The sequence below is a fragment of the Planktothrix pseudagardhii genome (assembly GCF_904830925.1).
GTDB lineage: Bacteria > Cyanobacteriota > Cyanobacteriia > Cyanobacteriales > Microcoleaceae > Planktothrix > Planktothrix tepida.
The window spans coordinates 5,110,751-5,124,706 of record NZ_LR882967.1 but is presented as its reverse complement, the minus strand read 5'-3'; the positions used below and the strand labels follow the sequence as shown (position 1 = coordinate 5,124,706).

Here is a 13,956-nt window from a genome sequence, read left to right as displayed (position 1 = left end):
CATTAACCCTATCTCAATATTTTTAAATAGAGTAATAAAACAGGAGTAAAGCTCATGAGTGAATTAATGAAGGCAATTCAAACAGGAGAAATTGAGAAAGTTCAAGCTTGTTTAAATCAAACCCTTGATCTAAATGCTCAGGATGAAAACGGAAATACGGCATTAATTACCGCCATTAATTTAGGACAAAAAGAGATAGTAAAACTATTATTAGAAGTCGGAGCCAATGTCAACAGTAGCGATAATGATGGTTGGACTCCCTTAATGGAAGCCTCAGCGAGTGGGAACTTAGAAATCGTGCAGTTATTATTAGATTCTGGTGCAGAGATTAACGCTAAAACCAATTTTGATTTAACCGTATTAATGGCAGCCGCAGGAAGCGGACATCAACCGATTGTCGAATTCTTATTAAATCGAGGAGCAGATTTAACCGCTAAAGATCAGAATAGTTGGACAGCTTTAATTTGGGCTGCTTCTGAGAAACATACCGAGGTTGTAGAATACATTAAACAATTTCGAGATCATCATTAAAATAGGGAAGGTGAAGCGGGCAGGGATACCCGCTTACAATCCACTATCTAACCGTCTTATTCGTCCTCATCATCCTCATCATCTTCGTATTCATCATCAATCAACTCATCATCGAGAATAGAGGACAATAAAGGATCATCTTCACTATCTTCATAGAACGCTTTACTGGTTTTACCCGGTTTCGCAGGAGGAGTTTCCCGTTCAAAACTGCTATAAACCCGTGCGGTTTGGTCATCCAAGACCACATCTCGCAGTTCGTCTTCGTCCTCTTCATCCAAATACAAACTGCCATTATCAAAGCCATAGTCGGCATTCCCCGCTTCCTCATAGGCATTGAAACCAGTTCCGGCTGGAATCAGACGTCCGATAATCACGTTCTCCTTCAGACCCCGTAACCAGTCGGATTTTCCTTCGATAGCGGCTTCCGTCAACACCCGTGTAGTTTCTTGGAAACTGGCGGCGGAAATAAAGCTATCGGTATTTAAGGAGGCTTTGGTAATCCCCAATAATACAGGCGTATATTTCGCCGGGGCACTTCCGGTAATGGACATGGCATCATTCACCTGTTCCACCTGGCGCAATTCCACCAGTTCACCAGGTAACATCGTCGTATCTCCCCCATCGTCAATCCGAACTTTCGAGGTCATCTGACGGACAATCACCTCAATATGCTTATCGGAAATATCAATTCCCTGGGACTGATACACCGACTGCACCTCGTTCACCAAGAACGTCTGACACTTTTGGAAACTGCCCAAGGCCGCATCATACATTCCTTCAGCTTGTTCGAGATAATGATCATAGAACACTTCCAAAATCTCGTGGGGGTTAGAAGGGCCATCGGTCAGGGGTTGCCCCGCATCTACTTTTTGACCATCAGACACTAACGGGGTTTGACCAGAGGTTAAGGGATAATCCGTAACAGTGCCATCGCTTTCAACTACCCGCAATTCGGGAACATCTTCATCCATCGATACTTGGGCGGTTCCTGGGCGACGGGCTAAAATACAAGCTTCCTTGGGTTTACGAGCTTCTAACAATTCTTCAATTCGAGGCAACCCTTGAATAATATCCCCGGTTTTCGCTCGTTCAAACACCAGTAACACCAGGTTATCCCCCCGTTGTACCAAATCTCCATCTTTAACATGGAGAATTGCACCCGGAGACACCCGGTAAGGACGACCTCGACGCATGGTAATTTGATTTCCCGTTACAGGGGTTGTTCCTGCACCGACAATTTTGTCGCCCAACGCAATGACTTGGCCCGACTCCGGCAAAATCATCCCTGGAGCAATTTCAGCCCCTTCAACCAACAGTTGACCGAGTTTCACATCCGGTTTCACACCTTCTGGAAAATCAATAGTGGTTTGGTCAATATCCCGTACCACTAAACAACGGCGCAGAATTTCCGTCCCCGACCGAATCCCCTGAATAATGCCATATTCCTTACACAGAATCTCGGTGCGGGTGACAACAGCCCCTTTCTCAATTTCCAGTCCGTCGTGAACCAGTAACCGTGTCCGGGTACTTCCCTGGGTGGCATCAGCCGTTACGTCCCGACGAATCACCAAAGATTCTAAAATCACTAACTGTAACCGCATGACATCGGGGCTACTTTCATCGGGAAGTAACTCAATATCCGCCGCTAACTGCGGAGCTTCCGTGCCAATACTAATCACCAACTGGGTTCGCAGGAGTTCCACCCCTTCCACAGACCGCACCCGTTCCCCATCTTTGTAGGCTAACCGTTGTACCGCCCGCAGAGCAATAGACTCATTTAAAGACTCCTGAGATGGAACCGGGGGAGTTTCAGGAACGCTAAACTCCACAACGGGACGCAACAGCAAGGCGGGGCCTTCGGGGGTTTCTACATATTCCACATAATGCAACTCTGGAGAGATAATCCCTGGAATCACCTCTTGACCGGGATTGACAATCTGACCATCAATCGCCATCACCATTTCCGGGTCATCCACTAAATGCAGTTCGCCCGGTTTGATCACGATTTCCCGCAGAATATCATTTTTCTGAGTTACTTCTATGACCCCATTGGTTTGACAGAAGATGTCTTTAACCACTTCGGTTCCAGCTTCTACATACTGCCCATCCTCAGTTAACAGTAAGGAAATATCCTTATTCACCTCATGGCATTCTTCAGGAATCCATAACAGAGTTCCTCCCTGGGTGACTTCATAACCTTGTTTCCCCTTACCGCGTTTAGCGACTTCCACCCCAGCGTATTTGATAATCCCCCCGGTTTTTGTCCGGTAGCTGTCGTCCATGAGTTCCGCAATCACATCATGGTTTTCCACCTTGGAACCGGGACTAACTTTCAGCAGGAAGCGGTGGTTGCTATTGGTCTCAATAATGTATTGTTCCCGTCCCTGCATTTGTACCAACCGCACCAAGGCTTCATCCAGGAGCACAGAGGCGGTAATAATCTCAATTTCACGCGGTAACTCATCGGGGCTAATTTGTTCGCGAATTCGGACTAATCCCCCATGTTCAGAGACGAGTTTGGTTTGGGCGAGAACGCTTCCCGGTTCTACTGAATCTCCGTTTTTAACCGCAGGTTCAGCCCCAGGAGGTAAGTTATAAACTTCTCCGCCTAAAACCCAAATCAGACCCCCCCGTTGGGCGATGCGGGTCATATTTCCTTGACGGTCGGTTTTTTCTTCGGGAACCACATCCGCAAATTTGACTTCCCCAGCCAAATCCGTGGCTACGTCTTTTGTAGCTTTTTCCGTTGTCTTCCGGGCTGTCCGACCTCCGGCGGGAATTTCAGCTAAGATTTGGTCAGCTTTGACCCGTTGACCATCTTGAACAACAATGGTTGTCCCTTGGGAGAGGCTGTGTTTTTCTTGTTTTTTCTCTCCATTGTCCACCAGAATATGGCCATTGCTTTCCACAATGAACGCATCATCTCCGTGACGGGTACGGAAGGGACGGGCGCGTAAGGTTTTCGGGAACTTAACGACTCCATCCCCATGGGCACGAATCACCGCAGCGGCTTCGGCGGTAAAGACCCCCCCGGTGTGGAATGTCCGCATCGTTAACTGGGTTCCGGGTTCGCCAATACTTTGAGCCGCGATAATTCCAATGGCTTCCCCTAAATCAACGTTATGACCGTGGGCTAAACTCCACCCATAGCAAGTTTGACAGACAGAACGGTTCGCTTCGCAGGTCAGGGGTGAGCGTAAAAACACCTCTTGAACCCCAGCATTCTGAATAGCGACGGCTAATTCTTCACTAACAGCTTGATTTTTAACCGCCTGTTCCCCTTGATATTCAACAATTTCTCCGGTTTCCGGGTGGCGAACATCTTCCCCTAACACCCGACCCATTAATCGGTCTTTCAGGGGAATTAATACCCGGTCGCCATCGGTCATACTGCGAATGCGAATCCCCCGTGTTGTTCCACAGTCAATTTCCCGCAGAATCACATCTTGGGAAACGTCTACTAAACGACGGGTTAAATAGCCGGAGTCGGCGGTTCGTAAGGCGGTATCCACCAACCCTTTCCGTGCACCGTAGGAGGAAATAATATATTCAGTAACGGTTAAGCCTTCACGGAAGTTGGTTTTAATCGGTAAGTCGATAATTTCCCCTTGGGGGTCAGCCATCAATCCCCGCATTCCCACTAACTGACGAACTTGGGAAATATTTCCCCGTGCGCCAGAGAATGCCATCATATAAACGGAGTTTAACGGATTACTAGCCTTGAAGTTTTCCACCACATGATCTTTCAAGGTTTCGGAAGTACCATTCCAAGTATCAATTACCTTTTGGAAGCGTTCAACTTCGGTAATTTCCCCTTTCATATAACGGCGTTCCGTGTTGCGAATTTCTTCTTCCGCTTCTTCTAAGAGTGCTCGTTTGGACGGGGGAACTTGTAAGTCATCCACACTAATCGAAACCCCGGCTTTTGTGGCATAGCGGAATCCCAAATCCTTTAATTCATCAGCAATTTGGGCGGTTCTGGCTGTACCATGATTCATAAAAGCCCAGGACATTAATTTTTTTAATTGTCCTTTATCAATAACTTGATTCCGAAAGATTTTTTTGTTAGTCATGATTGAGTAAAAAGGGAACAGGGAACAGGGAACAGGGAACAGATTTTTAGGATTTAGACGTGTCAGATACCTTAATTGGCAGTGGTATATCAGTCTTTTCAGCAATCAGTGGTAGAGACGCGCCATGGCGCGTCTGTACTCAGTTTTAAGTTTTGAATTTTAATCTTTAGTCTTGAGTTAATCGTTGTTAGCTGTTAACTCAAGACTATTAATGATTAACAATTCACGCTTTACTGATTATTGATGACTGAAAACACGGTTTTATTGAAAATCACCCGTCCTGGGGTGGTACGAATATATTGAGTTAGAATATTACCCTCCTTATCTTCTCGAACTCGACGTAAGAGTTTACCCGTTTTCTTACCCACATAGGTTTTAGTAATTATCCCAGTGATGGCATCCTCCTGTTCAATATTGACCTGTTCTGCTTCATCGGATAACATTTCCCCCTCAAAGCGTACCATCACATAGGAATGTAACTCTAAAGACCCTTGTTGATAAGCAACAATGACATCCTCCAAATCGGCAAAATAACGCTCTTTTTGATCTTTAAATTTTGGATTTTCTGCGGTTAGATAGTAACATCCCAAGACCATATCCTGACTGGGGGTAACAATCGGTCGTCCCGTCGCCGGAGATAGAATATTATTGGAAGCTAACATCAACAATCGGGCTTCAGCTTGAGATTCAATGGAGAGGGGAACGTGAACGGCCATTTGGTCACCGTCAAAGTCCGCGTTAAAGGCTGGACACACTAACGGATGCAACTGAATCGCCCGACCATCGACTAAAATGGGTTCAAAGGCTTGAATCCCTAAACGGTGCAAGGTCGGGGCACGGTTTAACATCACCGGATGTCCTGAAATCACTTCTTCTAAAACATCCCAAACACTGGCATCGTTGCGTTGAATCAGTTTTTTCGCCGCTTTAATATTATTGACTAATCCTTGACGAATTAAGCGATTAATCACAAAGGGTTGGAACAATTCAATCGCCATTTCACGGGGTAAACCGCACTGGTGCATTTTTAATTTGGGCCCCACCACGATGACAGAACGACCAGAATAATCTACCCGTTTTCCTAATAAGTTTTGGCGGAATCGTCCCTGCTTCCCTTCAATAATATCTGACAAGGATTTTAAGGGTCGATTATTCGCTCCAACTACCGTCCGACCCCGACGACCGTTATCAATTAAGGCATCAACCGCCTCCTGTAACATCCGTTTTTCGTTACGGATAATAATTTCAGGAGCTAAAATTTCTTGTAATCGAGCTAATCGATTATTGCGGTTAATCACCCGACGATATAAATCGTTTAAATCCGAGGTGGCAAATCGTCCCCCATCCAACTGCACCATCGGGCGTAAATCAGGAGGAATGACGGGAATTACATTCAAAACCATCCAATCTGGTTTAGAACCCGTTGCCACAAAGTTATCAATTACCCGCAGCCGTTTAATTAGTTTGGCGCGTTTTTGTCCTTTAGCTACGGCAATTTCTTCTCGCAGTTTTTCGGCTTCTTCTTCTAAGGGGATATCCTCTAATAAACGGGCAATGGCTTCCGCCCCAATTCCCACTTCAATTCCCGTTAAAGTGGATTCTTCACTATAAATTTGGTCTTCAATTTCTAACCAAGTATCTTCTGTTAATAACTGTTTATAGGACAAGCTATCATGGTTTCCTGGATTTAACACCACATAGGCGTTAAAATAAACCACTTGCTCCACATCCCGTAATGGCATATCTAATAGAATAGCCATATAACTCGGAATCCCTTTGAGATACCAAACATGGGTAACCGGAGCCGCTAATTTGATATAACCCATGCGATGGCGACGGACACGGGATTCTGTGACTTCTACGCCACAGCGTTCGCAGACAATTCCACGATGTCTGACCCGTTTATATTTTCCACAATGGCATTCCCAATCCTTGGCAGGGCCAAAAATTCGTTCACAAAATAACCCATCCATCTCCGGTTTTAGCGTTCTGTAATTGATGGTTTCGGGTTTGGTGACTTCTCCCACCACTTGACCATTCGGCAGCGTTCTCTCTCCCCACTGACGAATTCGTTCTGGAGACGCTAATCCAATTTTAACGTAATCAAACCGTTGTTCAAGTTTAGCCATGTTTCAGTTATCAGTTATCAGTTATCAGTTATCAGTTATCAGTTATCAGTTATCAGTTATCAGTTATCAGTTATGTGGTTTTTAGCTAACATTTATAAACGACTAACTATCAACCATCAACTCTTCATTGACAACTGACAACTGGTAGAGACGCGCCATGGCGCGTCTCTACACTGATTATTCGTCTTCTTCTTCCACTGAACTACTTAAGTCATAAGTGGGTTTAGCGGGGGCAAAGTTATTGGCTGTGTAGGTCATGCGGGTGGCGGGGATATCAGCCATTAAGTCTACTTCCACATCTCGACTTCCTCCTTCGTCGGTGGTTTCCACTTTATGTACCGCAATATCCAAACACAAAGATTGCAACTCCCGCATCAACACTTTGAAGGATTCTGGTGTTCCGGGACGGGGAATGGTTTTGCCCTTAACAATAGCGTTGAGGGCTTCGTTGCGTCCTTGCATATCGTCGGATTTGACCGTTAACAACTCCTGTAAGGTATAAGCGGCCCCAAAGGCTTCCAACGCCCACACCTCCATTTCTCCAAACCGTTGACCTCCTTGTTGCGCTTTCCCTCCCAAGGGTTGTTGCGTTACCAACGAGTAAGGGCCAGTAGACCGGGCGTGAATCTTATCATCGACTAAGTGAACCAGTTTCAGCATATAGGCAATACCGACAGTCACGGGTTGGTCAAAGGGTTCTCCAGTGCGACCATCATAAACTAAGGTTTTCCCCGGATAATTTTCATCAAATAACCAATTTTTCTTGACCTTATCACGGGCTTCGCGTAATTTCGCATGAACCGTTTCCCGTGACATTTCAGACCCGTGCATTTCATCAAAGGGAACGACTTTAAACCGTTTTTTCAGGTTTTGACCCGCCCACCCTAATAAACACTCAAAGATTTGACCGACGTTCATCCGGCTGGGTACACCCAAAGGATTTAACACAATATCCACTGGGCGACCATCGGGCAAATAGGGCATATCCTCAATGGGCAAAATCCGAGACACAATTCCTTTATTTCCGTGTCGTCCGGCCATTTTATCCCCAACTTGGATTTTGCGTTTTTGGGCAACATAGACCCGCACCACCATATTGGCACCGGGGGGAAGTTCGTCTCCTTGTTCACGAGTAAACACCCGCACATCCACAACCCGACCTTTTTCACCGTTGGGAACCCGCAGGGAGTTATCGCGCACATCCCGTGCTTTTTCTCCGAAAATCGCCCGCAGGAGTTTTTCTTCCGGGGGTTGGTCAGATTCCCCTTTGGGAGTGACTTTCCCGACTAAAATATCGCCAGACTCAACCCAAGCTCCAACTCGGATAATTCCACTACCATCGAGTTGACGCAGGGAATCTTCCCCAACGTTAGGAATTTCACGGGTAATTTCTTCCGGGCCGAGTTTGGTTTGTCGAGCTTCAATTTCGTATTTTTCAACGTGGATGGAGGTGTAAATATCTTGTTGAACGAGACGCTCACTAATTAAAATCGCGTCTTCGTAGTTATACCCTTCCCAAGGCATATAGGTGACTAAGATATTGTGACCGAGGGCGAGTTCTGCCCCTTCCGTTGAGGAACCATCGGCTAACACCTGACCTGCCACAACCTGATCTCCTTCATAAACCAACGGACGCTGGTTTAAACAAGTATCTTGGTTAGAACGTTGATATTTCTGTAACTCATATTCGTATTCCTTACCGTTGTTATCGATAACTCGAATACAAGACCCGTCAATATAACTAACCTCCCCATCTGTCCGAGACACAATCACCATCCCACTGTCACGGGCTGCTTGAGCTTCTAATCCCGTTCCTACTAAGGGCCGTTCAGGACGTAACAAAGGTACAGCCTGACGCTGCATATTAGACCCCATCAAAGCTCGGTTAGCGTCGTCGTGTTCGAGGAAAGGAATTAAAGAGGTTGCTACAGACACGATTTGCACCGGAGACACGGCAGCATAGTCTACCTGGGTGGGAGTCGTTGTTGTGAATTCCTGGCGATACCGTACTGGAACAATATCTCCTAAAATTGTCCCCTCGGCATCGGTGCGGATATCCCCCGGCGCGACCCGCAAATCGTCTTCTTCGTCGGCGGTCATGTACACCGCAGGTAAATCTCGGCGGACTTTGCCATTCTCAACTTTATTGTAAGGAGTGGCAATAAATCCGTAGGGATTGACCCGTGCTAAGGTTGCCAAAGACCCAATTAATCCGGCGTTTGGCCCCTCTGGGGTTTCAATGGGACAAATCCGACCGTAGTGGCTAGGGTGAATATCTCGAACAGCAAACCCCGCCCGTTCACGGGTTAATCCTCCAGGGCCAAGGGCGGATAAACGACGTTTATGGGTCAGTTCCGCCAAGGGATTTGTCTGATCCATAAACTGCGATAATTGAGAACTACCGAAAAACTCTTTAATCGCGGCAACAAGGGGTTTGGGGTTAACCAAAGACGCAGGAGTTAAAGCATCAGCATCACTCACCGTCATCCGTTCCCGAATAATCCGTTCTAAACGGTTTAACCCAACCCGGACTTGGTTTTGCAGCAGTTCACCCACCGAACGTACCCGACGATTTCCTAAGTGGTCAATATCATCGGTTTCGCCGATATCGTATTCCAAGTTAACTAAATAATCGATAGCCGCCAGAATATCAGTAGAGGTCAAAACCCGTGTGGTATCAGGAATGGTCAACCGCAGTTTTTTATTGAGTTTATAGCGTCCCACCCGACCCAAATCATAGCGTTTGGCATCGAAGAAACGGTTATTGAGTAACTGTTCCCCTCCGGCTACCGTTGGGGGTTCCCCAGGACGGAGTTTGCGGTACAGTTCCATTAAGGCGTCGTCTTCGGTAAATTCTCCTTCCCGTTCAATGGTTTTTTCAAAGTATTCGGGATGGCGTAACGCATCAAAAATTTCGTTATTAGTAAGACCCAAAGCTTTTAATAAAACTTGGGCTGATAGTTTTCGGGTTTTATCAATTCTCACCCACACTAAATCATTTTTATCGGTTTCAAATTTTAACCAAGCCCCTCGGTTAGGAATTAAGGACGCGCTATAAGTCCGCCGTCCGTTTTTATCAATTTCAGATTTATAATAAACCCCCGGACTTCTGACAATTTGATTAACAATAACTCGTTCTGCCCCGTTGATGATAAAGGTTCCCCGTTCTGTCATCAAGGGTAAGTCCCCAATAAAGACTTCTTGTTCTTTAATCTCTCCAGTTTCTTTATTAATTAAACGAGTGGGAACATACATCTGAACGGCATAGGTACTATCCCGCCGTTTCGCTTCATCAACGTCATATTTAGGGCGTTTGAGTTTATAGTCTTTGGCTAAAAAATGCAGTTCCAATTTACCGGTATAGTCGGTAATCGGAGAGAAACTTTCTAATTCTTCAATCAGCCCCGCTTCCAAAAACCAACGAAAGCTTGACCGTTGAATTTCAATTAAGTCAGGAAGCAAAAAAGTAGGTTCGTTGTGGGTTAGATTTGCCATTTATCAGTTATCAGTTATTAGTTATCAGTTATCAGTTATTAGTTATCAGTTATCAGTTATCAGTTATCAGTTATCAGTTATCAGTTATCAATGAAGAGTTAATGGTTGATAGTTAGTCGTTTATAAATGTTAGCTAAAAACCACAAAACTCATAACTGATGACTGATGACTGATAACTGATAACTGTATTAGGCTCCCCGCACGTCTCTATACTGATAATTGAAACAGTTGACAAGCATTATGGGTGGTTTGTTGACAGAGGGTTTCTAGGGGAATGTTCCGCAGTTGAGCAACCGTTTCTGCAACATGACGCACAAAGGCAGGTTCGTTGCGTTTTCCGCGTTTAGGAACAGGGGCTAGAAAAGGACAATCCGTTTCGACTAAAATCCGATTAGATGGAACTTGACGAGCGGAGTCTTGAATGGCAATTGCTTTTTTAAACGTCACGGTTCCACTAAAGCTGATATACAACCCTAACGCCAAAAACTGCTCTTGTTCTTCCGGGGTTCCTCCCCAACAGTGCATCACTCCAGAAACTGTCCCCCGTTGTTCCCAAAATTTTTGTAAGAGATGAATCATGGTTGCGGCTGCATCCCGACAGTGAATGATCACAGGTTTATTCAATCGATAGGCAATTTCTAGCTGTTCGGTGAACACCTGGATTTGTTGCTCTCGGTTATCGGCTTTATAAAAATCAAGCCCCATTTCGCCAATGGCAACGACTCTATCATCGGATTGGGCGAGTTGGGTAATGGTTTCCGCCGAGGTAGAATTCCAGAGTTGGCTATCCAACGGATGCAACCCAACAGCAAAGCTGAGTTCGGGGACTTGATTAGCAATATCCTGTATCTCCTGAAATTCTCCAGGGTGAACACAAGAATGCACTAAACGAACGACTCCCGCTTCTTGCCATCTTTGTCGAATTGCCTCTAAGTCGGATGCCAATTCTTTAAAATTAATATGAACGTGGGTATCAATCAGTTGCATAGTCTGTATAGTCACAGTAATCAGTTATTAGTTATCAGTAATCAGTAATCCGTTGTGTTCCGCTTTCTTGCGGGTTCACAATTGACAACTGTTGACGCTTCACTGTTGACTCTTCACGATTGACTGTTGACTCTTCACTGTTTACTGATAACTGTTTACTGATAACTGATGGGTTAGGCAGCAACGGTTTGGTGACGCTTTAAGGCTCTTGCCAAGCGAGATTTTTTGCGTGCACCATTGTTAGGATGCAGAACCCCTTTTTTGACAGCTTTGTCAATTTTACTAAAGGCAGCCGACATTTGTTGATTGACGGCGGCGAGATTATCGGTTGTAGGGTCAGCCCCGTATTTATCAACTGAGGTCAGACATTTTTTCATTAAGGTTTTAACGGCTGACTTGTACGATTTGTTACGCAACCGATTGCGCTCTGCAATTTCGACTCGTTTGACAGCAGATTTAATATTGGCCATAGGTTCTGGTTGAAGAAGACGCAGGTATTCCGATTAGAGATACTAAGTTACAGACCTACTACTATAACATTTATTTTGTCAAATTCAACCCCACTTCCTATGGACTCACAGGAAGCCAAAAAATTCTCGACTCTGGCATTCTAGCAAAAAAAATGGGTTTCAAGCCCCATCCTAGAAGGACAGCTTTTTATGCTATACTCAATGGGGTATGTATCCCCTGAGTATTGGCAAGGAAGCAAGGGGGATAAGTTCTGAAACTGTGGTCAGTTTGGCCCAGCCCTTAGAAAGTGAATCCTTGTTGTCTGTTTCCTATCTCGGCCCTAGTTTCTTAAGGTTGGCACTCCGAATCACCATGCTGCGAATTATTACTCAGTGGGTTGAAGCACAAGCTGAATTGCGACGGATCTCTGACCGTACCCATGATGACACGATGATCCATAAAGAGGCAACGGTGCGGGAGGTGCTGCAAACAGTTCGGCGTCAAGGAGATAAAGCACTTCTCCACTACACGGAAGAATTTGATCAACAGACCTTAACATTAGACGAATTGCGGGTGAGTGGTTCAGAGTTAGACGCAGCTTACCAACAAGTGTCTAAAGAATTACTCGATGCGATCCAGTTAGCCCGCAAACAAATTGAAGCCTTTCACCGCCAACGGATTCCCAAGTCTTGGGTTCAGTTTGAAGATGACGAGGTGGTTCTCGGAAAACGATATACTCCCGTTGATCGGGCTGGACTTTATGTACCGGGGGGTAAAGCTTCGTACCCCAGTACCGTGTTGATGAATGCGGTTCCGGCTCAAGTGGCCAAGGTTCCTCGGATTGTCATGGTGACACCCCCAGGGCCAGAGCATAAAATGAATCCGGCGGTTTTAGTCGCGGCTCAGGAAGCTGGGGTTCATGAAATTTATCGGGTTGGGGGGGCACAGGCTGTTGCCGCTTTGGCCTATGGTACGGAAACCATCCCGAAGGTGGATGTGATTACCGGCCCTGGCAATATTTATGTGACGTTGGCCAAAAAATTAGTTTATGGAACCGTGGGCATTGATTCCCTGGCGGGGCCATCGGAAGTTTTAGTGATTGCGGATAGTGTGGCGAACCCGATTCATGTGGCGGCGGATTTATTAGCCCAAGCCGAACACGATACCTTAGCGGCTGCAATTTTATTAACAACGGATTCAGCTTTAGCCCGACAAGTAGTGGCTGAAGTGGAACGACAGTTAGTGAACCATCCCCGACGCACCTTAACCGAAAAAGCGATTGCCCATTATGGTTTAGTGGTCGTCGTCGAATCCTTAGAGGCGGCGGCTCAATTGTCCAATGAGTTTGCCCCCGAACACTTGGAATTAGAAGTGGCTGAACCTTGGGATTTACTCGAAAGTATTCGCCATGCCGGGGCTATCTTTTTAGGGTGTTCAACACCGGAAGCTGTTGGGGATTATTTAGCTGGCCCTAACCATACTTTACCGACATCCGGCGCTGCCCGTTATGCCTCAGCGTTAGGGGTGGAAACCTTTATGAAACATTCGAGTTTAATTCAGTATTCTCCAACGGCTTTACAGAAGGTGGCTGGGGCTATTCAAGTTTTGACCACCGCCGAAGGTTTACCGTCTCATGGGGACTCGGTACGGCTGAGAACGGAACCTTAGAATCAGCAACTTTCTCTCAACATTCATGGGGATGTGTAACGTCTTGCCTTTAGAATAGGAGTTTGAGTCCTGCTAGATTTCAAATTCCAGATTTTTCAATTGTTTTAGAGGAGACGTTGCTGTGCTGAATACGATTTTGGTTGCTGTGGATGATTCACCGACTGCGAAGTTTGTGATTGAGGCACTAAGCCAACTACAATTGCAACCCACAACAAACGTGATCTTCTCTCATGTTGTGCCAACGGTGGCATCGGATTTTGATCTGGTGGCTGATAGACCTCATCTGGGTAGTGATGAGTTTCCTTATCGTCATATTGAAAAGCAACTTCGAGGTTATCAGGATCAGTTAGATTGTGAAAGTGAAATTGAAATTGTGGCGGGTGACCCAGCAGAGGAAATTATTCGGTTAGCCAATATTTATCAAGCGGATTTGATTATCATTGGGAGTCGGGGACTAACGGGGGTCAAACGAATTTTACAAGGGTCGGTGAGTTCTCAGGTGGTTTCGGAAGCCAATTGTTCGGTTTGGGTGGTTAAGGAAGTTGAGGATTAGTTGAACGTTGCGATCGGTACATATCTCCCCCCGTATTAAGGAACGTTGGGGGGATCATCTGTCGCGTTGA

The 13,956-nt window shown here is 45.8% G+C and carries 8 protein-coding genes; 3 read left to right on the top strand and 5 right to left on the bottom strand.

What is annotated here, in order from left to right; all coding sequences use genetic code 11:
• The first annotated feature begins 54 nt into the window (after positions 1-54).
• The gene (locus tag NMK36_RS22115) at positions 55-531 is read left to right on the top strand and encodes an ankyrin repeat domain-containing protein (RefSeq protein ID WP_254174623.1); all 477 of its coding nucleotides are present in this window, start codon (positions 55-57) and stop codon (positions 529-531) included.
• Between the two features lie 56 nt (positions 532-587).
• Here the strand turns inward: NMK36_RS22115 and NMK36_RS22110 are convergent, their stop codons facing one another.
• The 5 genes from NMK36_RS22110 to rpsT form a co-directional block, all read right to left on the bottom strand.
• Positions 588-4,604, bottom strand: a complete 4,017-nt coding sequence (locus NMK36_RS22110; RefSeq protein ID WP_438822831.1) for a DNA-directed RNA polymerase subunit beta' — start codon at positions 4,602-4,604, stop codon at positions 588-590.
• Between the two features lie 230 nt (positions 4,605-4,834).
• Positions 4,835-6,733, bottom strand: coding sequence for a DNA-directed RNA polymerase subunit gamma (locus NMK36_RS22105; RefSeq protein ID WP_072718440.1), 1,899 nt, complete (start codon positions 6,731-6,733; stop codon positions 4,835-4,837).
• A 177-nt stretch (positions 6,734-6,910) separates the two neighbouring features.
• Entirely contained in the window at positions 6,911-10,228 is a 3,318-nt protein-coding gene (gene rpoB, locus NMK36_RS22100) for a DNA-directed RNA polymerase subunit beta (RefSeq protein ID WP_072718441.1), read from the bottom strand.
• Between the two features lie 207 nt (positions 10,229-10,435).
• Positions 10,436-11,215 (bottom strand): TatD family hydrolase, encoded by a 780-nt coding sequence (locus NMK36_RS22095; RefSeq protein ID WP_072718442.1) that lies wholly within the window; start codon positions 11,213-11,215, stop codon positions 10,436-10,438.
• Between the two features lie 173 nt (positions 11,216-11,388).
• A complete protein-coding gene (gene rpsT, locus NMK36_RS22090) occupies positions 11,389-11,685 on the bottom strand; it encodes a 30S ribosomal protein S20 (RefSeq protein WP_072718443.1) in 297 nt (98 codons plus the stop codon).
• A gap of 352 nt (positions 11,686-12,037) precedes the next feature.
• Between rpsT and hisD the strand changes: the two genes are divergently transcribed.
• Positions 12,038-13,333, top strand: coding sequence for a histidinol dehydrogenase (hisD, locus tag NMK36_RS22085; protein WP_072718732.1), 1,296 nt, complete (start codon positions 12,038-12,040; stop codon positions 13,331-13,333).
• 121 nt (positions 13,334-13,454) lie between these two features.
• Positions 13,455-13,886, top strand: a complete 432-nt coding sequence (locus NMK36_RS22080; RefSeq protein WP_072718444.1) for a universal stress protein — start codon at positions 13,455-13,457, stop codon at positions 13,884-13,886.
• Positions 13,887-13,956: the final 70 nt, after the last annotated feature.

Coding starts and splice junctions, on each gene's coding strand:
- rpsT (WP_072718443.1), bottom strand. CDS start 11,685: ATGGCCAATATTAAATCTGCTGTCAAACGAGTCGAAATTGCAGAGCGC.
- NMK36_RS22110 (WP_438822831.1), bottom strand. CDS start 4,604: ATGACTAACAAAAAAATCTTTCGGAATCAAGTTATTGATAAAGGACAA.
- NMK36_RS22105 (WP_072718440.1), bottom strand. CDS start 6,733: ATGGCTAAACTTGAACAACGGTTTGATTACGTTAAAATTGGATTAGCG.
- NMK36_RS22115 (WP_254174623.1), top strand. CDS start 55: ATGAGTGAATTAATGAAGGCAATTCAAACAGGAGAAATTGAGAAAGTT.
- rpoB (WP_072718441.1), bottom strand. CDS start 10,228: ATGGCAAATCTAACCCACAACGAACCTACTTTTTTGCTTCCTGACTTA.
- hisD (WP_072718732.1), top strand. CDS start 12,038: ATGCTGCGAATTATTACTCAGTGGGTTGAAGCACAAGCTGAATTGCGA.
- NMK36_RS22095 (WP_072718442.1), bottom strand. CDS start 11,215: ATGCAACTGATTGATACCCACGTTCATATTAATTTTAAAGAATTGGCA.